The following is a 20,368-nucleotide window of genomic DNA, read 5'->3' on the forward strand; positions in this document are numbered from 1 at the left end:
GTTACGCTCCGACCGGTGCCCGCCGGCCGGCGAGCTGCTGCAGGTCTTCGACGATCTGCTTCTGCGACATCATGCTCAGGTCGATCACCTCGCGCGCCTGCGCGACGTAGTACTCGAGCTGCTCGTCGCTGCGCGCGAGCGATTTCTCGAGCGCGGCCTCGATGCGCTGCAGATGGGTCAGCAGCTTGTCGTTCGATTCGCCGAACACCTGCACGGCCATCCCGAACGCATCGCCCAGGCTTGCGACCTCGACCGCGCCCGCAGTGACCTGCGCGGCCACCGAATCGAGCTTGCGCGTTTCGGCATCGACGGTGTCGTTGAAGCGCGCGCCGACGCGGTCGAGCAGGTCGGCCGACGTGCTGACGAGCGCGTCGATCGCGGTGCGCTGTTCGGTCGACGCATGGTTGACCGCGCCGAGCAGCGTTTCAAGTGTTGCGAGCAGGCGGCTGCGCTCCTCGAGCGTCGCGGTATCGCGCACCATGCTGTCGGACAGGCGCTGGCGCAGTTCGGCGACGACGTCGGCCGCGGCCTTCGGCGCTTCCGACGCGGCTTGCACGAGGCGCGCGATCTCGTTGATCGTGTCGCTCGCATGCACCTGCGCCTGCGCGGTGATGTCGTTCGCGGTGCGGGCCAGCGTGTCGCAGATGTCCTGCTGGCGCGTCGCGGCCTGCGCGCTCGTCTGCGCCCATTCGTCGCGCAGCGCGGCCGCCATCGCGGCGAGCGAATCGTTCCACGCGGACAGGCGCTGTTCGTCGCGTGCGGCGAGTTGCGTCTGCAGGCCGGCGTGCGAATCGCGGATCGTCGTCAGCAGATCGTTCGAACGCTGCTCGAAGGTCGAAGCCTGCGTTGTGAGATCGCGCGTCGTTTGCGCGAGTGCGTCGCAGATTTCCTGCTGGCGGCCTGCGCTGTGTACGCCTGCGCGTTGCCATTCGTCGCCGAGCTTCGTCGCCATTGCGGCCAGCGAATCGTTCCACGCAGACAGACGTTCTTCATCGCGCGCGGCCAGTTGCGTTTGCAGGCCCGTGTGCGAATCGCGGATCGTCGACAGCAGTTCGTTCGAACGCTGCTCGAAGGTCGAAGCCTGCGTGGTGAGGTCGCGCGTCGTTTGAGCGAGTGCATCGCAGATTTCCTGCTGACGGCCCGCGCTGTGTACGCCTGCGCGTTGCCATTCGTCACCGAGCTTCGTCGCCATCGCGGCCAGCGAATCGTTCCAGGCCGACAGGCGTTCTTCATCGCGTGCGGCCAGTTGCGTTTGCAGGCCCGTGTGCGAATCGCGGATCGTCGACAGCAGTTCGTTCGAGCGTTGTTCGAACGTCGAAGCCTGCGTGGTGAGCTCGCGCGTCGTTTGAGCAAGTGCATCGCAGATTTCCTGCTGACGGTCCGCGCTATGCACGCCCGCGCGCTGCCATTCGTCGCCGAGCTTCGCGGCCATCGTGGCCAGCGAGTCGTTCCACGCGGTGAGGCGCTGTTCGTCGCGCGCGGCCAGTTCGGTCTGCAGCCCCGCGTGCGACTCGCGCATCGCGGCGAGCGTCGCGCCCGAATGCCGTTCGAACGTCGCGGCGGCTTCGCCCAGCGCACGCGCGTGCTGGCCGGCCAGCGTCTCGCCGACCTGCTCCTGGCGCGACAACGCTTCGCGCCATGCGTCCGACAGGCGGCCTTCGGTCGATTCGAGGCGCATCGCGACACCGTCGAGCAGGTCCGTCGAACGCTGCGCGAACGTATCGGTGAACTGGCCCAGCGTCGTCTGCAGTTGCTGCGCGACGGCGTCGCCCGCGCGGCGCTGTTCGTCGAGCGCGCGGTTCCAGACGGCCGTCACGTTGCCGGTGGTCTTCTCGAAGCCGTCCGTCAGCCCGTCGAGCTGGCGCTGCACGGCGCCCGTCACGGTGTCGCGCAGCGCGGCCATCTCCTGCGCGAGCCCCGTCATCGTCGCCGCGACGACCGGCTGCAGCGCGGCGCCGGCCACGCGCGCGCTTTCGGCGGCGCTTTCCTTCAGCGCGTCGCCGACGTTCGACGCGAGGCCCGCATACGCGCGCTCGGTCCGGTCGAAAAACGCCTGCTGGCTGTCGAGCTGGCGATCGTGCAGCGCGACGCTGCGCGCCTCGAGCGTCGTCATCATCGTCTGCAGCCGGTCGACCAGCGCCGGCATCACGTCGGCCTGGCGCTGCAACAGCCGGAACGATTCGTCGCGCTGGTGCGCGGACGAATGCACGCGCAACGTCGTCGCGATCTTCGCGTCGAGCTGCTGCGCTACGTCGATCCGCTCGCGGCGCACGAGCGCGGACAGCAGCCCGAGCATCGCGGACGTCGCGACGCCCGCGATCGACGTGCCGAACGCGAAGCCGAGGCCCTTCACCGGCGCGATCAGCGACGCGCGGATCGCGTCGAGATCGGTCGCGCTTTCGAGCGCGGCGCCCGTGCCCTTCAGCGTCACGACCATCCCGAGCAGCGTGCCGAGCATGCCGAGCAGCACCAGCAGGCCGACGAGGTAAGGCGTGAGCGCCGGGCCCGGCAGCGCGACGCGCGCGCCTTCGACACGTGCCCGCACGGCGCCGCGCAGGCCCGGGGGCAGCGTGTCGAGCCACGCGTCGAGCTTCGCGGGCGGCTCGGCCAGGCCCGCGACCGCGCGCGACAGCGTGGCGGTCGCCTGCTTGTAGCGCAGCAGTTCCCATGCGCCGGCGACGTAACACGCGCCGATCAGCAGCGTGACGGCCGACGCCAGCGGGTTCGACGCGACATAGCCGACGCCGATCCAGCCCACTGCGAGCAGACCGGCGACGAAGACAACGAGATCAATGCGAATTCTGGACATAGCGTGTTGATTAGCTGGTGCGAAGGGCCGCGAGCAGCCCGTCTACCGTTTGAAACCGGACCTCGAGTTCGGCGAGCAGGATGCTTTGCATCTCGTCGCGAAACGTGTCGAGCCATGCGCCGGGCACGATCGCCACGACGGCCGCGCCGTCGGCAACCGCGCCGTCATCGGCCGTACCGGCCGTGTCGGATGCAGCGGCGGATTCGGCATCGGCCAGCGCCTGCCGTTCCGCGTCGCGCAGCCGCCCGAAGCGCGTGCCGAGCAGCGCGGGCACGGCCGACAGCAGGCTGCGCTCGCGCGCGCCGAGCACGCGCTCCATGATCGCGTCGAGCGTCGCGAGCCGCGCCATCCCGGATGAGCGCGCGGCGAGCGCGACCCGCAGGCGGCCGCGCAACTGGCCGATCGCCGTTTCCATGTCCTGCTGCAGGGACAGATAGCGCTGGCGGAAGTCCGCGAAATCGGCCGTGTCGGCGGCCGGCGGCGGCATGTCGCCGGGCCGGCGCCGCGTACGCGGCCGGTTGGTGGCCGTGATCGCCTGCGCGAGATCGTGGCGCACGCGCGCGCAGTCGCGCTCCGCGTCGTAGCCGCGCACGCCGGCCGCGACGCCGGGCGGGCTCGCGGTCAGCGCGGACGACAGCGTGATCGCGTCGGTCCAGCCGAGCCACTGGCTCAGCCGGTCGGACAGCGTCTGCCGGGATTCCGCGACGTCGGCATCGGCCAGGCGCGCGAGCAGCCGGACGAGGGTCGGACCGCTCAATGCCGGGCGCGGAGGAGCTTGCACCATGCTGCAAACCGTCAAAAAAGGCAGCAGTTTACACGTCGCCGGGAGGTCGACCGCCAGAATCGGGGAAGCGGCGCGGTCCGGCGCACCGGGCGACACACGCGGACGCCCGTCGCGCAAGGCTCCGCGGGCGGTAGCGGGTGGCCGGGAATACCGTCGGAGGCGGCTCGGCGAGTTGCCGGGATCGGGGAGCCGGGGGCCTCGCCCGGTGCGTCATGAGGAAAAAGAAGGCGTTTCCGGACGACTCGCGGTTTCCGGAAGCGTGGTGCGCGGTTCGGATGGTTCGCTCCGGCGGCCGACCACGGGAATGGTCGGCCGCCGTGCGATGCGGATCGGGAGTGGAAGCGGTCAGATCCCCGCTTTCGGCGCATTCAGGATCAGCCGCAGCCCGAGCAGCGTGATCGCGCCGGCCGCGATGCGGTCGACCCACTTCTTCGCACGCAGGTAGAGCTCGCGCGGCCGGCGCGTCGAGAAGCACAGCGCGACGATCGTGTACCAGCCGAATTCGACGCCGAACACGAGCGGCGGCAGCGCGAGGTAGCACCACAGCGGCGGATGCTGCGGGAGCAGCGCCGCGAAGATGCTGCCGTACCAGATCGCCGTCTTCGGGTTGCTGAGCTGGGTCGTGAGGCCCGTCCAGAACGACTTGCGCGCGCTGCCGCCGGCGATCGCCTGCGGATCGTCCATCGCGATCGGCCGGTCGGCGCCGCGCCAGATCTTCGACGCCATGTAGATCAGGTACGCGCCGCCCGCGACCTTGAGGCCCATATACAGCCATTCGACGGCCTGCAGCAGCGTATAGAGCCCGGCCAGCGCGACGCCGCCGAACACGATGCCGCCGATGCCCATGCCGAGCGCGGTGGCGAGCCCGTCGCGGCGCGACAGCCCGATCGAATTGCGGGCAACCAGCACGAAGCTCGGGCCCGGAATCATCGCGCCGAGCCACAGCGCGGCCAGGATCGCGAGTACGGCAGCCGATGCATTCATCGAAGTCTCCTTGTCAGCGACGCCGATGCGCCGGCGCCTGCGTGTCGTTTCCGACGGTCGAGCCGCCGATTCTGGCACGCTTCGCGCGTGACCGAAAGCGGCCGCGCGCTGCTATGCTGGCCCTCATTCCCGTCATCCCGTGCCGCCTGTCGCGTTCAATCCGGTGCCGGGCACCGGGTTTCTCGGGCGCGATCTGTAACCCCGCGCGGCCGGTGCACCTTTCATCCTGTTAACCGGACACCCCGCCATGCGCGTTCTCCGCCTGTCCCTCCTGCTGCTCCCGCTGCTTGCGGCACTGCCCGCCGGCGCCCGCGCCGACGCACTGCCGAAGTCGATCGAGACGCAACTGCCGCCCGGCTACCAGCCGCTGCTCGCGCAAGCCGGGCCCGATCTCGGCAACGGACGGCACAGCTTTCTCGTCGTCGTGCATCGTGCGGTCGATACGCGCGAACAGCCGTCGCCGCGCCCGCTGCTGATCTACGAGGAACAGCCCGACCACGCGTTCCGGCTTGCCGCGCGCAACGACCAGATCGTCCTGCGCGCGAACGACGGCGGCCAGTGCGATCCGTTCGATCCCGAAGACGCCGGCGTCAACGGCCTCTCGGTGAAAGGCCGCTATTTCACCGTGCAGAACTTCGTCGCGTGCGGGCAGCACTGGACCGACTACGTGACGTTCCGCTACGACTCGCGCACGCGCGGCTGGGTATTTTCGAACCAGATCGTCACCGTATCGTTTCCGCTCGACGACAAGCCCGACCACGTGACCGTCACGCGTGCCGACGCGCACCGGCCGGTTTCGTTCGGTCAATGGAAACGCAAGGACTGAAGCGACCGGCGCAACGCGCTGCGACCGGTTGGGTCGCATGCCGACCGCCTTGCGCGCACACCGGTGCGCGGCCCGTCCGTCGCACTCCCCGCGTCGCCCGTCCTTCCGGTGCTCGCGAGCGTACGCCAACAGGACTACCATAAGCGCTCGCCGTCGCGCGACCGTGCGCCGCCGCCGCACGCGGCTCGCCCTCACGCCTTCCGTCGTAGAACCCGCACAGGAGGACGTCATGACGCAACACTTCGATGCGATTGTCATCGGCACCGGGCAAGCCGGCCCGCCGCTCGCCGCGCGGCTGTCCGCCGCCGGGCTGAAAGTCGCGATCGTCGAACGCGGCCGCTTCGGCGGCACCTGCGTGAACACCGGCTGCATCCCGACCAAGACGCTGATCGCGAGCGCGTATGCCGCGCAAATCGCGCGGCGCGCCGGCGAATACGGCGTGTCGGTCGGCGGCCCCGTCACCGTCGACATGAAAGCCGTGAAGGCGCGCAAGGACCAGATCTCCGGCCGCTCGAACCACGGCGTCGAACAATGGGTACGCGGCCTCGCGAACACGACCGTATTCCAGGGTCATGCCCGCTTCGAGAGCGCCGACGCGGTGCGCGTGGGCGACGAACTGCTCGAAGCCGGACGCATCTTCATCAACGTCGGCGGACGCGCGCAGGTGCCGGCGATGCCGGGCCTCGACTCGGTGCCGTACCTGACCAACTCGACGATGATGGACGTCGACTTCCTGCCCGAGCATCTCGTGATCGTCGGCGGCAGCTACGTCGGGCTCGAATTCGGCCAGATGTACCGCCGCTTCGGGTCGAAGGTCACGATCGTCGAGAAGGGCTCGCGTCTGATCCGCCGCGAGGACGACGACGTGTCGCAAGCCGTGCGCGAGATCCTCGAAAACGAAGGGATCGACGTGCAGCTCGACGCGAACTGCCTGAGCGCGCGGCGCGACGGCGACGGCGACGGCATCGTGATCGGCCTCGATTGCGCGGGCGGCGGCCGCGAGGTCGCGGGCTCGCACCTGCTGCTCGCGGTCGGCCGCGTGCCGAACACCGACGATCTCGGGCTCGACCGTGCGGGTGTCGCGACCGATGCGCGCGGCTATATCACCGTCGACGAACAGTTGCGCACGAACGTGCCGGGCATCTGGGCGCTCGGCGACTGCAACGGGCGCGGCGCGTTCACGCACACCGCGTACAACGACTACGAGATCGTCGCGGCCAACCTGCTCGACGACGATCCGCGCAAGGTGTCCGACCGCATCACGGCTTACGCGATGTATATCGATCCGCCGCTCGGCCGCGTCGGCATGACGCTCGCGGAAGCGAAGCAGACGGGCCGCAGGCTGCTGGTCGGCACGCGCCCGATGACGCGCGTCGGCCGCGCGGTCGAAAAAGGCGAAAGCCAGGGTTTCATGAAGGTGATCGTCGATGCTGACAGCCACGCGATCCTCGGCGCGTCGATCCTCGGCGTAACGGGCGACGAGGTCGTGCACGAAATGCTCGACGTGATGGCCGCGGGCGCGCCGTACACGACGATCAGCCGCGCGATGCACATCCACCCGACCGTGTCGGAACTCGTGCCGACGCTGCTGCAGGATCTGCATCCGGTCGAATGACGCGCGACGCCGACGAGCCCACTGCGGCTCGACATCGCGGGCGCGCTCGCGAAGACGGTCGTCATTCCGGCGCTGCCCGACTCCCGGCAGCGCTATCGCAGATCGAGTTCGTGCTCGGCGCAAGCGACCGGCCGGCCGACCTGATCGGCGCAGGCATCGACTGCGTCACGCGGGCCGGCACGCTGAAGGATTCGAGCATGGTCGCGCGCATGGACAGCCGCGCCCATCCGGCCCCATCGCTGCGCGCAACCCATCGCAAACCGCACTGATTCCCAGTCGAATATTTAATTTTCACCTGGCGTAGCGCGCGCTTACCCTTTCGGCATCGCATCTTTGGGCCACCGGCCCCTTCCTGGAGCATCCCGATGACCGACCCCGGCACCGCGCAAGCCGTACACCGCCCGCACGCGGCTTCCGTGTCCTATGGCGCGCTCGCGCTGCTGGTGCTGGCCGGCCTCAACCTGCGTCCGTTCCTGACCGCGTTCGGCCCCGTGCTCGACGTCGTGCGTGCCGACACAGGCCTCGGCTTTCGCGCGGCCGCGCTGCTGACCACGTTGCCGTTCGTGCTGATGGGCGTCGTCGCCGGGGTCGGAGTCGGGCTCGCGCGGCACTTCGGTGAGAAACGCGCGCTGACCGCCGCGCTGGCGCTGATCGCGGCCGGCTGCACGGCGCGCCTGTGGACCGGCGGCAGCGCGGGCCTGATCGCGACCGCGATCGTCGCGGGCGCCGGCGTCGCCGTCGTCCAGGCGCTCGTGCCGGGCCTCGCGAAACGCTGGTTCGTCGACCGGCTGCCGCTCGCGATGGGCCTCTATTCGGCCGCGCTGGTCGGCGGCGGCACATTCGGCGCGGTCGCGGCGCCGTGGCTCGCGGCGCACGGCGGCTGGCATCTCGCGCTCGCCGTATGGGCCGTGCCCGCGCTCGTCACGCTCGCGCTGTGGCGCACGAAAGCGCCACGCGACGCCGTGCATGCGACGGCCGCATCGGCGCCGATCACCGCGTTCGCACGCATTCCGCGCGCATGGCAGCTCGCGCTGTTCTTCGGCCTCAGCAACAGCGGCTACGCGAGCCTCGTCGCATGGCTGCCCGCGTTCTACCGCAGCGTCGGCATGAGCCCTCAGGCGAGCGGCAACCTGCTCGCGTGGATGGCGCTGTTCCAGGCGATCGGCGCGCTCGCGATGCCGATGTTTGCGAAACGGTCGCCCGACCGTCGCAACGTGCTGTGGCTCACGCTCGCGCTGCAGGCGGCCGGCTTCGCCGGGTTCGCGACGCTGCCCGCGTCCGCGCCGTGGCTCTGGGTCGCGTGCGTCGGCCTCGGTCTCGGCGGCTTCTTCTCGATGAGCCTGATCGTCACGCTCGACCACCTGCCCGACGCGCGGCTCGCCGGCGCGCTCGCGGCCTTCGTTCAGGGCGTCGGTTTCCTGACCGTCGCGGCGAGCCCCTGGCTGATCGGCTGGCTGCGCGACGCGGGCGGCGGCTTCGCGATCGCGTGGTGGATGCATATCGCCGTGATCGTGGCGATGGCCGCGCTGAACGCCGCGTTCTCGCCCGCCGGCTACCGGCCCAGCATGGCGCGCATCACCCGCACCGTTCACTGAACCGCATGCCCTGATCGGGACCATCGCCGGCCGCTTCCGGCGATGGTCCAGCCGCCCGCGCATGGCCGGGCGCGGGCAGTCACGCCCATCGGCCGCTCGTTCGCTTCACGACATACAACATCAATCGGTATTGGAGACAGTAATGAAAAAGCTCGTTCTGGCCGTCGCGCTCGCGCTGACGGCAGGCGCCGCCGCCGCGAAAGACCCGGCGGTGCTGCGCCTCGGCGTGGATCCCAGCTACGCGCCGTTCGAATCGCTCGCGCCCGACGGCAAGCTCGTCGGCTTCGACATCGACCTCGGCAACGCGATCTGCGAACGGATGAAGGTGCGCTGCGTGTGGGTCGAGAACGCATTCGACGGGATGATCCCGGCGCTGAAGGCGCGCAAGTTCGACGGCGTGCTGTCGTCGATGAGCGTGACCGAAAAGCGGCTCGCGCAGATCGCGTTCACCGACAAGATCAACAACGTGCCGCCGCGCCTCGTCGCGCGGCGCGGCTCGAACCTGCAGCCGACGCCCGAGTCGCTGCAGGGCAAGAGCGTCGGCGTCGAGCAGGGTTCGACGCAGGAGAGCTATGCGCGCACGTACTGGGAACCGAAGGGCGTGATCGTCCGCACGTACCAGACGCAGGATCTCGTGTATCAGGATCTGTTGTCGGGCCGGCTCGATGCGTCGCTGCAGTCGTCGGTGCAGGCCGATCTCGGGTTCCTGAAAACCGCGAAGGGCGCGAACTTCGAGTTCGCCGGGCCGGCGTTGCATGATCCGAAGACGCTCGGCGTGGGCTCGGCAATCGGCGTGCGCAAGGATGACGACGCGCTGCGCACGCAGATCAACCAGGCGCTGGCGAGCCTGATTCAGGATGGGACGTATCAGCGGATCGCGAAGAAGTATTTCTCGTTCGACATCTATAACTGACGAGGCAGCCGGCGGAAAACGCGAAGGGGTGTCGCGCATCGACACGCGACGCCTCCACTTCCTTTCCGGCAACTGAATCGTCGATGCAAGAAGTGCTTCGCGGATTGCCGCAGGTGTCGCTTGTCGACCCCAGGCAGCCGGTCGCACGCTGCAAAGGCAGGCGCCGGCGAATAGTCCGAACCGGCGCGAAGCACCTCCCGATGCCCACACATAAGTAGGGAACTTCCCCATCTGGACCATCCGGTGCCTATGCCATACTCCCCGCAACGTGCCGACGAGCGTGCGATTCCACCAAAATCATGTCAGCCCTGTTTCGCAGGAGGATAGGCAGCATCCTGGGATTGCTTGCAATCCTGATGGCGACGCTCGCGCCGACGATATCGCAAAGCCTTTCGTCCGAGCGGCAATTCGACGCTGTATCCGGCGCGTTCTGTACCGCGCAGAACGGCGCGGACGTTGCGGGCCCCGACCACGCGTCGCTGCCCGAGAAGGCGGTCCACTGGCAGGCATGCGCATATTGCGGACTGCTTGCCGACATGCCCGCGTTACTGGGCGGGACCTCGGGGTTCGTGCCGACGGATTGGCCGGTTCATCCCACGTCGGCGCCAGCGTTTCAGACACCCCACAGCGTTTTCCACTTCACTGCGGCCCAGCCGCGTGCGCCCCCGTTTTCATCCTGATTGAGTCAGCCCGACGGCGATGCAGGTGTCATTGCATCGCCATGTCCTCGCGCGTCTTTTGACAGGCTCGCGAGCACATCAGCGCCTCTCGCAAGGATCAAATCATGCGCACCCTCATTCCTGCACGCGGCAGTATGCCGATGCTTGCGGCCCTCATTGCTCCGGCCACTATCGCCATCCCGCTTCTGTTTCCATCGCTTGCATCGGCGCACGCGATCGCCGGTAACCGGGTTTTCCCGGCGACGATGGCGGTCGACGACCCCGGTGTCGGCGACGAAGTCAATCTCGAATTCGGCCATGTCAAATCGCTGACCGACGATGGCGACGAGCAGAACACCAACACGACGACGCTCGAGTGGGACAAACTGATCACGCCCAGTTTCGCCCTGTCAGTGGTGGGAACCTACGTCAACGTCAACGTGCCGAATGGCGGTTCGGCCCGCGGATTCGACAACTTCGCGATCGGTGTCAAATACCGCTTCTACGTCAACGAAAAACACGAGTTCATGGCCTCCGTTGGCGCGGTTGCGGAACTGGGCGGCACCGGATCAAGGTCGATCGCCGACCCACACTCGGCGATCACGCCGACGCTATACGTCGGCAAGGGATTCGGCGATTTGCCGGATAGCCTGAAGTATCTGAAGCCGCTCGCGATCACCGGGACCATCGGTCCGCGCCTGACGCTGAACAACACCGACCCGGATTCGTTGAGCTGGGGCGTCACCGTGCAATACAGCCTGCCGTATCTGCAGAATTTCGTGCAGGACGTGGGGCTCAAGGCACCGTTCAGCAACCTGATCCCGGTCGTCGAGTTCCCGATGAGCACCTGTACAGGCGGCCCCTGTTCGGGACATACGACCGGCAGCATCAATCCCGGCCTGCTCTGGCTCAACCGATGGGGCCAGTTTGGCGCCGAAGCGGTCATTCCTGTCAACCATGCAAGCGGAAAGGGCGTCGGCGTCCTGTTTCAGGCACACCTGTTCCTGGACGACGTGATGCCCCGCTCGCTCGGCAAGCCATTTTTCGGCAAAGGGGAATAGCCATGCCAGCACTCAAGCGACTTCGTCACGGCTTGCGCGCAGCAGCCATCGCCACAGGTATCTCGATCGCGCCGATGGCATTCGCGCATGTGTTTCCGCACCATCAGTCACCGTCGGCGGGAGCCGAAGTGGCGGCGCCGGCACGCGTGGCGATCGAGTTCGACGGCCCCCTCGAACCTGCGTTCAGTTCGCTGAACGTCAGCAGTTCGAATGGCAAACAGGTGAATACTGCCAAGGCCGAAGTCGATCCGAACGACAGGAAGTCGATACATGTCGCGCTGCCAACGTTGCCGCCCGACACGTACACGGTGCATTGGGTCGCAGTCGCGTCGGACGGACATCGCACACACGGCGACTATTCGTTCAAGGTGAAGTAATGGACCTGCCGACGGTTCATGCATCGATCGCAGCAGCAGTCGCGAACAAGTTTTTCTCGTTCGGCATCTGCAACTGAAAACGCGAAGGGGCGTCGTGCATTAGCGCGCGACGCCCCTTCTTCGTTTCCGGCAACTGGCTCGCCGATGCAAGAAATGCTTCGTGGATTGTGGTGGACGTCGCTTGACGACCCGTTGCAGTCCGTCGCCGATGCTTTCGACAACGTCCGATATGCGATCGGCAAGCGGTCGCTACCGAGCGGGTCCGGGCATCCGGTCCGGTCAGATTCCAGGCGCGGGCGTCTCCGGCAGCGAAATCTCGACTCCACGGCGGTGCAGTGCCGAGAGCACGTGATACACAGCCTTGAAGCACATCACCGGCAGTGCGGCGCGCCAGCTCCCCCGGAGATTTCCTGCCAGCAGATTGACGACGCCGTCTCGCATCCACAAACGATTGGACGGTGCCATGAAAAGCGTACGCATGACAGGATCGTTCACTCGATAGATCAGCCAACTGATCCGATCCATTGCCTCTGTCAGCTCTCGGCCGGCGGCTTGCGCAAGCTTCTTTCCTCGTACCGGATCGTCGAGCCACACATGGGCGGCCTCCGCGCCGAGTTCTCCGCCGGTCATCGCCATCAATACGCCTGTCGAGAACATCGGATCGACGAATCCGTAGGCATCGCCGATCATCAGAAAACCGTTACCGTTGCCCTCGCTGGCGCGATAGCTGTAATTGGCCGTGCTGTAGACGTCCGATACGCGCTGTGCGCCTTGCGTGCGAGCCGCGACGGTCGGGCTCGAAGCGATACGCTCGGTCAGCAGTTCGGTCGGCGTTCCCTTGCGCCCTTTCCACGCCGATTGATCGCCGACAAAGCCGATGCTCATTGTGTCATCGGGGAGCGGGATCAGCCAGAACCACCCATCCTCCGCAAGATGAATGCTGATGTAGCCCGCGAGTTCGCCTTCACGACGCTCTACGCCAGTGAAATGCGCATAAACGGCCGCCGTGTTGTTGTACTTGTTCGAGGTCTTGACCTTCATCCGCGACGCGAGAAACGTATCGCGGCCCGAAGCGTCGAGCACGTAGCGCGGATGCCATTCGCGGGTGCTGCCCGATTCGTCCTGCGCGGACACGACGTGACGTCCGCCGGTATCGTCCAGCTTGATGTTCGTGACACGAGTACGCTCGACACACTCGGCTCCGCACGCGGCGGCGTGTCTGAACAACAACGCATCGAGGTCCGCACGCCGCACTTGCCACGCGTGCGTACGGTCTCGATTCAGTGCGTTTCCGAACGGAAACGCGCAGCTGCGCCCCGTACGGTCGGAGACGAACTCCGCACCCGGCTTATGGACACCGATCTCGCGTACCTGCTCCAGAACACCGAGCCGCTCGAATATGTCGAGGTTACGTGGCAGCAGGCTTTCGCCGATATGGAAGCGCGGATGGGCTTCCTTCTCCACGAGCACGACGTTGCGTCCTTTCATCGTCAGGAAGGCCGCCGCCGTCGCACCGGCGGGCCCGCCGCCGATGATCAGCACGTCAGGCCGGCTCGAATCGCTTGTCGATGAGTTCATTGCGCTGGCTTCCAAAAAATTGCGTATCCATGGACCAAAGCAAAAATGCGATGGCTGATTTCGGGAATCATCGTGTCATTGGAAGGTGCTTGCCTGTCTGGCGTGCGAAACCGCCGAAGGGGTGCACGGAGATTCAGTGGCCCGGCTCGGCATTTTTTTCCTGGTCGATGCAATTGCAAGCAGTCCGACAGGTTCCAGACAGCGTGCCTTAACGGATAGTACTATGCATGGCCACCCCAACAACCCGGTGCAAAAGCAGGCCGAACGCGATGCCGATGCCTCGCGACACGCAAATGCCACACAATGCGCAAGTGCGTGTAGATTAGAACGTCGTTGCGACCTGCCACCGTGTCTTCGAATCGGTCGCCATCCGAGTCAGTCATGAAGTTGCACTGGAGCCGGCATGAACACGAAGCACAGCAAGAAAGGGCATCTGGAAGCCGCGGCGTCGCACCACGAGCAGGCCGCGCGATATCACCGCGAGGCATCGCGGCATTTCGAGGACGGCAAGGACTTCGCCCACGCCGCACATCAGGCGATGATGGCTCACGGTCACACGTTGCATGCGATCGATCAGGCACACGACGCCGGCGCGCACGGTGCCAATACGCCGTCAACAACACCATCATCGACCGGCTCGGCCGCAAGTGCCGCGGACGTGGCCAAACTTCATGCGGCGGCCGTCGAACTTCACACGCAAGCGGCGCAGCATATGCGCCACGCCGTCAAGCTCTTCGAGCAGGATCGAAGCGCCGCCACCCACGACGCACAGCTGGCGCTCGCCCTTGCGCTGCGCGCCTTGTCCCATGGCAACGAAGCAGCCAGACTATTCGTCAAGCTCGCTGCCAGTGGTGCTGCGTGAATCGAGGCTAGTCACCTCTGGTTTGGCGGGGTATTCGGCGGGATGAGGCACCCGTTTGCGCATGCAGCACAGCACCGGCATGTCGCGCGGACGCACGGTCGTGGGCCTCCCGTACCGATCCGCGCATGGCCAGGTATCGCGCAAGCCAGCGTGCCGCTCGCGACTAGGCTGTTCGTTCCAGCAGTTCCGTTGCGAAAGACTTCGCATGCGCGACGGCCTCTTGCGCGTCCGGGAACACGCCGAGCTGCTCCCAGTGCTCTTCGGCCGCGTACGTTCCTTTCACGCCGAGTGCCCGCTGAACGCGCAATTGCGCTGCGTATCTGCCGTCCTCCAATGGTCGGGCCGTGGCGATGACCTTGTGCGGAAGATTCGGCCTTTCCGGCTGAACCAGCTCGACAGGACCGCCAGGTACACCGATATCCTTCAACTCGTTCCTCGCATTGCAGTCGGGGCAGTAGAAGCACCACCCGTCGTCCTCTTGCCTGGACCTGACCTGCCCGCGAGCCAGTACGGCACGACATTCAACGTTTTCGCAGATGAACGGCATAGCAGTCTCCGGAGTTGTTTGAGAGAAATCCTAGCATGTCCGCCGCCGGCCAACCATCGGCATTGTTGCGTTGCCCGGGGCTGACGAAATCCTCACACGCGGACCGCCGTCGGCGCAGCGATCGATCGGATCAGTAGTGACTCCGCCCCCACAGCGTCACCGGCTCGTCGAGCAGATGACGCAACCCGCTGCGTTCGATCATGACTTCCGCGACTTCGTTCACGCGCTCGAGAATCGCATTCTCATCGACCGACAACACCTTCCGATCGTCCATCAACACGCGCCCGCCGACCATCGTCATGCACACATCGGCCGCGTTCGCGAAGCACGTCACGCGATACACAGGCATGTTCATCGGCATCATGTGCGGCCGGAACAGGTCGACGAGGATGATGTCGGCGAGCTTGCCGGCTTCGAGCGAACCGACTTCGCGATCGATCGACAGCGCTTTCGCCCCATCGATCGTCACCATCTCCAGCACCTTGCCGTGCGGCAGCACGTCCGGGTCGCGGAAATGCCGGCGGTGGTAGTGCATGCACTGCCACATGTGGCGGAACATGTCGTAGCCGCGATCGGGCGCCGCGCCGTCCGACGCGATCGCCACCGTCACGCCCGCATCGATCAGCTCGGGCACCGGGCAGCGCCCGATGATCGACATGATCGCGCTCGGGTTGTGGACGATCGCGGTGCCGGTTTCCACGCACGCCGCGATGTCGTCGTCGGTCAGGTCGATGCTGTGCGACATGAACGACGTCGGGCCGAGCAGCCCGAGCTCGCGATGCGCGAACGCGAGCGTGCCCGCGCGATGGCCGTCCTGCGTGAACGTCAGCCCGCGCTCGCGTGCAAGCGCGCCGTAGCACGCGGCCTGGTCGCGGAAGTCGCGCTCATACTGCGCGAGTTCCGGGTCGTGCTCGGGGCCGTATACGGGCAGCGTGAGCGCGATCCTGATCCGGCCGTCGGCGTCGCCGTGGCACGCGTCGACGATGTTCTCGCACACGTCGTACATCGTGTCGAAATCGATGTCGCGCGTGTCGCTGCCGTCCGGCGTATGGCGCGTGTAAGCACGCGGCGCGGGCGGACGCGACGGGCCGACCGCGACGATCGAGCGCGTGCCGGTGCGCACGACCGCGTCGCAATGGCGCCGCGCGTAGACCGGATCGTCGACGCGCATGATCGAGTTGCCGCCGCCGAGCAGCGACACGCCCGTCGTCACGCCGGCCTTCAGCCGTTCGAGCGCGGCGAGATGCGATTCGGTTTCCCAGAATGCCTCGTCCGACGCGCGCGTGTAGATTGTCTCGGCTGCGGCCGACCATGCATCGCCGTCCGCGCCGCCGATCGTGCGCAGCATCGCGTGGCCCGCATGCGCGTGCGCATCGATCAGGCCCGGCAGCACGGCCTTGCGGCGCGCGTCGATCGTACGCGTGGCGCGGTAGCGTGCCTGCAACTCGTCGGTGCCGCCGACTGCGACGATGCGATCGTCCTTCACGGCAACCGCGCCGTTGTCGATCACGCGCCGCTGCGGGTCCATCGTGATCACGCAGCCGTTCGCGATCAGGATGTCGATCGCTTCGCGCGGGTCTTCGCGTTTATCCTCGGTAGTCATCGCGTATTGTCCTGTATTGGTTCGGATTGTTCGGGGTGCCATCGAACGGCAAAGCCGCCGGGCAACTACCCAGCGGCCTGACCTCAAAATGGCGAAGCAAAGGTCACGCGGAACCGACCGGCGCCGCGACACGGGCCTTCAGCTTGCGCTGCACCGTGCTGATCGCGATGAATACCACCGCGTTCACCGCGAGCGCGACGAGCCCGGGGTTGATCGACGTCAGCGTGCTCGACGCGCCGGGGAACAGCGAAACGAGCGTCACGCCATAGTAGTTCGTCATCGCGATCACGATCGCGCCGGCGACGATGCCAGCGAACGCGCCTTCGCGCGTGCCGAACGGCCGCTTCAGGAAGCTCGATGCGAGCATCGGCACGAGCTGCGTGAGCAGGCTCGACGAGAAGATCGCGAGCGTGACGAAGGTCGCGCCCCCGCGCAGCACGAAGTACACGACCACCAGCGTGAAGATCGGCAGCGCGATCCGCGCGACGCGCGTCACCTCGCGGTCCGTCGCATTCGGCGCGAAGCCTTCGCGGTAGATGTTGCGCGCGATCGTCGTCGACGCGTTCAGCATGATCAGCGAGCCCGGCACCAGCGCGGTCAGCAGGCCCGTGCCGCCGACGATGCCGACGAACCACGCGGGGAACGTCTGCTTCACGAGGCGCAGCAGCGCGAGATCGGTCTGCGCGCCTTCGAGCCCGTGCACGGTCATCACGGCCGCGAAACCGACGAGGAACAGGAACGCGATCAGCACCTGGTACAGCGGCATCAGGATCACGTTGCGGCGCAGCGCGCGCTCGTCCTTCGCGACGTAGATCGCGGTGAAGCCGTGCGGATACAGGTAGTAGCCGAGCGACGTGAGCAGGATCGTCGAGTTGTACCAACTGAGGTTGAAGCCGTGCTCGGGCATGCGCAGCAGTTCGGGATGCGCGGCGTCGATCCTCGCGAACATCTCGCCGAGGCCGCCGTAGTAATGCATCGGCAGGTACAGGCCGAGGAAGATCGCGATCGCGAGGATCAGCACGTCCTTGAAGATCGCGATGCTCGCCGAACCGTGGATGCCCGACACGACCATGTACACGACCATCAGCGTCGCGGCGATCCAGATCGCGGCGGCCTGCGGTATCAGCCCGTACGACATCTCCGACACGATCACGCCGAGCCCGCGCAACTGGATCATCAGCAGCGACACCATCGCGAACACCGCGACGACGGACACCAGCACACCGATCGCACGGCTGTCGTACTTCGACGCGAAGTAATCGGCGAACGACACGAGGCCGTGTTCCTTCGCGTAACGCCAGATCGCCGGCAGCATCCAGTAGCCGATCACGAACGCGAGGCAGCCGTACGACAGGATGTAGAACGCCGGCACGCCCTTGCTGTAGGTCCAGCCGCTCGCGCCGAGGAACGAGAACGTCGAGAACGCCTCGCCGGCCATCAGCAGGAACGTGAGCAGCGAGCCGAAGCCGCGCCCGCCGACCGCCCACTGTTCGAGCGTGAGCTTGCGGCCGCGGCGCGCCATCACGCCGATCGCGAGCGCGAACACGGCGAACGCCGCGATGATGACGATCGAAGCGTTCATCGCGCGTCTCCCGGGCGGCTGTCGCGGGCCGCGTCGCGCTCGTCGAGATGGAACAGGATCGCGAGGATCGCAGCCGTCGCCGCCATCCAGAACAGGTTCCATACGAGCAGGAACGGCAGCCCGAACAGCAGCGGCCGCCCCTCGGCGAGCGAGCCGCCCGCAACCATCCCGACGAACGGCAACGCTGCCAGCAACAGTTTGAATTTCATGAGTGTCTCCTCCGGAAGACGCGCGAGCGCGTCAGAACATCAGAACTTCTGGCGGATGCCGACCACCACCGCCACTTGCGACGTCGTCGACGACGGGCTGTCGGTGCCGTCGATCCACGCGTGCCCGACCGACGACGACGCCTTCTGGTAGAAGCCGTTCACATACACGTCGGTGCGCTTGGACAGCAGGTACTGCACGCCGGCCGACACCTGCTGGTAGTGGCCGCTGTCGCCGCCGCGCGCGACCTTCGTATAGGTGTAGCCGGCCGCGGCCATCAGCGCGGGCGTCACCAGGTAGCGCAGGCTGCCTTCGTAGTTGTTGAAGCGCAGCGCGCCGCCCGTCGCCTGCCCGAAGTTCGAGCCCGTGTACAACAGGCCGAGCGTCGCCGCGCCGATCGCATAGCTGCCGCCCGCGCCCCAGATCTGCTGGCGCACCGCGCTCGACAGGCCCGCGCCGAACACCGACGCCGACGACGGGTAGTAGTTGTCCGAATCAACTGCGCCAGTCGCACTGCTCGCAGGATGATTCACGCGCGCATACGCGGCGCCCGCATTGAGCGGCCCGTTCGCATACGTGACGCCCGCGCTCCAGCTGTTGTCGTTCGCGAAGCCCGTCGAGTTCGAGAAGCCGTACACCAGGTTCGCCTGCAGGCCGGCGACAGTCGGCGACACGTACTTGACCGCGTTGTTGAGACGGAACGTGTTGTTGATGTCGTCGTTGTCGAACGGGTGCGTCGAGTTCTGCGCGAGGAAGCTGCTCATCTGCAGCGAGCCGAGGATGTCCTGCGTCGAGTTGTACTGGCGGCCGAGCGTCACCGCGCCCCAGTTCGCGCCGCTCAGGCCGACCCATGCCGAACGCCCGAACATCCGGCCGCCCTGCCCGAGCGCACCGTTCGCGACGTTGAAGCCGTTCTCGAGCCGGAAGTTCGCCTTCAGGCCGCCGCCGAGATCCTCGGTACCGATCAAGCCCCAGCGCGGGCCCGATTCGTTGCCGCCCGTGAACTGCCACAGCGAATGGCCCTTCGCGTTGTTCGTGTAGGTCACGCCCGCGTCGACGATCCCGTACAGCGTCACCGTCGACTGCGCATGCGCGGCGCCTGCGAACAGCATCGCGATCGCGGCGCCCACGGCTGCGGCGCCCGTCTTCCCATCCTTCATTTGCATCATCTCCGTCGTCTCCGCTCCAAACCTGCTCATCGATGTTGTGTTGTGTTTTGTCGGTCGTGCCCATGCGTCCCGATCGGGTTGTATAGACAGTCGCTGGATGGTATCCAGCCGCAATCACATCAAGAAATGAAATGTTCAACTGGCCGGCAGTTGAAAATCGAATGGAGGGGAAAAACGCGGGGCAGGTGCGCCCCTGCAAGAGAAACGAAAGCGCGCAGGTCCGCCGGACGCGGCGCACTTTGATCGGACGTGAATGGCTTGCGTAAGCAAGCTGACGAAACGGCGACGCTCGACGCGCCTATGCGGTTTTCCCGGATAGCCCGTGCATCGGCCGCCGCAATGCGGCGTCGAACGGGTTGGTGCGCGGCCCGATCGCGTCGGCCTGGCGCCGCAGCAGTTCGACGACCATCGGCATCCGGTCGTCGCCGAGACGCGACGCGAGCGTGCCGACGCTCAGCGCGCCGACCGGGTAACCGGTGCGATCGAGGATCGGCACCGCGACGCCGGCCATCCCGTCGAGCACGCCGCTGTTGCGGCCCGCGTAGCCGAGCTGCCGCACGCGTTCGATCTCGGTGCGCAGGTACACCTCGTCGAGCACGCCGTAGCCGCGGATGCGCGGCACGTTGAAGCGGATCACTTCCTCGCGTTCGGCTTCGGGCAGGAACGCGAGGATCGCGAGGCTGCCCTGCCCGACGCCGAGCGCGATGCGCCCGCCGATGTCGCCGGTAAACGAGCGGATCGGGAACGGCCCTTCGCACAGGTCGAGACACACCGCGTCGAAGCCGCTCTTCACGAGCAGGAAGATCGTCTCGCCGAGGCTCGCGCACAGCCGCAGCAGCGCGGGGCGGCACAGCGTGCGCATGCTGCTCGGGTTGCCGGCCAGCGCGGCGAGCGCGAAGAAATCGACGCTCAGCCGGTACAGCTTCGACTGCTCGTCCTGCTCGACCATCCCTTCGGCGATCAGCGATTGCAGGATCCGGTGCGCGGTGCCCTGCGTGAGGCCGACGGCCTTCGCGAGATGCGTGACGCGCACGCCGTCCTGCTGCATGCCGGCCAGCGCGCGCAGGATCGCGAACGCGCGCTGCAGCATGCCGGTGCCCGGTGCGCCGGCCGGTTCGGCTTCGTCGTCGGCGCCCGGTGCGCGCGCGGCGGGCGTGCCGGGCATTCCGGACGAAAGGGGTTCCTGCATGCCGGCTC

Annotated in this window: 18 protein-coding genes and 1 pseudogene; 9 read left to right on the top strand and 10 right to left on the bottom strand. The window is 66.8% G+C overall.

What is annotated here, in order from left to right; all coding sequences use genetic code 11:
* Position 1: 1 nt before the first annotated feature.
* From ABD05_RS18445 to ABD05_RS18455, 3 genes are all read right to left on the bottom strand, one after another.
* Positions 2-2,809 (bottom strand): DUF802 domain-containing protein, encoded by a 2,808-nt coding sequence (locus ABD05_RS18445; protein ID WP_047901602.1) that lies wholly within the window; start codon positions 2,807-2,809, stop codon positions 2-4.
* 10 nt (positions 2,810-2,819) lie between these two features.
* The gene (locus ABD05_RS18450; protein WP_047901603.1) at positions 2,820-3,593 is read right to left on the bottom strand and encodes a DUF3348 domain-containing protein; all 774 of its coding nucleotides are present in this window, start codon (positions 3,591-3,593) and stop codon (positions 2,820-2,822) included.
* 345 nt (positions 3,594-3,938) lie between these two features.
* On the bottom strand, positions 3,939-4,577 hold the full coding sequence (locus ABD05_RS18455) for a LysE family translocator (protein WP_047901604.1): 639 nt from the start codon (positions 4,575-4,577) through the stop codon (positions 3,939-3,941).
* 247 nt (positions 4,578-4,824) lie between these two features.
* On the opposite strand from ABD05_RS18455, the gene ABD05_RS18460 reads away from it, so the two are divergent.
* The 8 genes and pseudogenes from ABD05_RS18460 to ABD05_RS18490 all read left to right on the top strand — a co-directional run bounded on the left by ABD05_RS18460 (position 4,825) and on the right by ABD05_RS18490 (position 11,623).
* Positions 4,825-5,403: a hypothetical protein gene (locus ABD05_RS18460; protein WP_047901605.1), complete on the top strand. Its 579-nt coding sequence runs from the start codon at positions 4,825-4,827 to the stop codon at positions 5,401-5,403.
* Between the two features lie 229 nt (positions 5,404-5,632).
* The gene (locus ABD05_RS18465; RefSeq protein WP_047901606.1) at positions 5,633-7,018 is read left to right on the top strand and encodes an FAD-containing oxidoreductase; all 1,386 of its coding nucleotides are present in this window, start codon (positions 5,633-5,635) and stop codon (positions 7,016-7,018) included.
* A pseudogene (locus ABD05_RS36330) lies at positions 7,019-7,227 on the top strand (LysR family transcriptional regulator); the annotation flags it as partial.
* Between the two features lie 156 nt (positions 7,228-7,383).
* A complete protein-coding gene (locus ABD05_RS18470; protein ID WP_082146154.1) occupies positions 7,384-8,613 on the top strand; it encodes a cyanate transporter in 1,230 nt (409 codons plus the stop codon).
* 142 nt (positions 8,614-8,755) lie between these two features.
* Positions 8,756-9,526, top strand: coding sequence for an ABC transporter substrate-binding protein (locus tag ABD05_RS18475; RefSeq protein ID WP_047901607.1), 771 nt, complete (start codon positions 8,756-8,758; stop codon positions 9,524-9,526).
* Positions 9,527-9,825: 299 nt separating this feature from the next.
* Positions 9,826-10,206: a DUF2946 domain-containing protein gene (locus ABD05_RS18480; protein WP_047901608.1), complete on the top strand. Its 381-nt coding sequence runs from the start codon at positions 9,826-9,828 to the stop codon at positions 10,204-10,206.
* A 104-nt stretch (positions 10,207-10,310) separates the two neighbouring features.
* A complete protein-coding gene (locus ABD05_RS18485; protein ID WP_047901609.1) occupies positions 10,311-11,246 on the top strand; it encodes a hypothetical protein in 936 nt (311 codons plus the stop codon).
* A gap of 2 nt (positions 11,247-11,248) precedes the next feature.
* Complete coding sequence (locus ABD05_RS18490) at positions 11,249-11,623, top strand: copper resistance CopC family protein (RefSeq protein ID WP_047901610.1); 375 nt, start codon at positions 11,249-11,251, stop codon at positions 11,621-11,623.
* 279 nt (positions 11,624-11,902) lie between these two features.
* Here the strand turns inward: ABD05_RS18490 and ABD05_RS18495 are convergent, their stop codons facing one another.
* Entirely contained in the window at positions 11,903-13,201 is a 1,299-nt protein-coding gene (locus tag ABD05_RS18495) for an NAD(P)/FAD-dependent oxidoreductase (RefSeq protein WP_047901611.1), read from the bottom strand.
* 403 nt (positions 13,202-13,604) lie between these two features.
* Here ABD05_RS18495 and ABD05_RS38335 point away from each other — a divergent pair, with 403 nt between their 5' ends.
* Positions 13,605-14,063 (top strand): hypothetical protein, encoded by a 459-nt coding sequence (locus tag ABD05_RS38335; RefSeq protein WP_047901612.1) that lies wholly within the window; start codon positions 13,605-13,607, stop codon positions 14,061-14,063.
* Between the two features lie 163 nt (positions 14,064-14,226).
* Here the strand turns inward: ABD05_RS38335 and ABD05_RS18505 are convergent, their stop codons facing one another.
* From ABD05_RS18505 to ABD05_RS18530, 6 genes are all read right to left on the bottom strand, one after another.
* Positions 14,227-14,610 (bottom strand): hypothetical protein, encoded by a 384-nt coding sequence (locus tag ABD05_RS18505; protein WP_047901613.1) that lies wholly within the window; start codon positions 14,608-14,610, stop codon positions 14,227-14,229.
* A 130-nt stretch (positions 14,611-14,740) separates the two neighbouring features.
* On the bottom strand, positions 14,741-16,213 hold the full coding sequence (locus tag ABD05_RS18510; RefSeq protein WP_047901614.1) for an amidohydrolase family protein: 1,473 nt from the start codon (positions 16,211-16,213) through the stop codon (positions 14,741-14,743).
* A 103-nt stretch (positions 16,214-16,316) separates the two neighbouring features.
* Complete coding sequence (locus tag ABD05_RS18515; protein ID WP_047901615.1) at positions 16,317-17,795, bottom strand: sodium:solute symporter family protein; 1,479 nt, start codon at positions 17,793-17,795, stop codon at positions 16,317-16,319.
* The gene (locus ABD05_RS18520; RefSeq protein ID WP_047901616.1) at positions 17,792-18,004 is read right to left on the bottom strand and encodes a DUF3311 domain-containing protein; all 213 of its coding nucleotides are present in this window, start codon (positions 18,002-18,004) and stop codon (positions 17,792-17,794) included. The genes ABD05_RS18515 and ABD05_RS18520 overlap by 4 nt, the downstream gene beginning before the upstream one ends.
* A gap of 39 nt (positions 18,005-18,043) precedes the next feature.
* Complete coding sequence (locus ABD05_RS18525; protein ID WP_047903636.1) at positions 18,044-19,168, bottom strand: porin; 1,125 nt, start codon at positions 19,166-19,168, stop codon at positions 18,044-18,046.
* Between the two features lie 301 nt (positions 19,169-19,469).
* Positions 19,470-20,360: an IclR family transcriptional regulator gene (locus tag ABD05_RS18530; protein ID WP_047901617.1), complete on the bottom strand. Its 891-nt coding sequence runs from the start codon at positions 20,358-20,360 to the stop codon at positions 19,470-19,472.
* Between the last annotated feature and the right edge of the window lie 8 nt (positions 20,361-20,368).

The organism is Burkholderia pyrrocinia (assembly GCF_001028665.1).
Taxonomy (GTDB): domain Bacteria; phylum Pseudomonadota; class Gammaproteobacteria; order Burkholderiales; family Burkholderiaceae; genus Burkholderia; species Burkholderia pyrrocinia.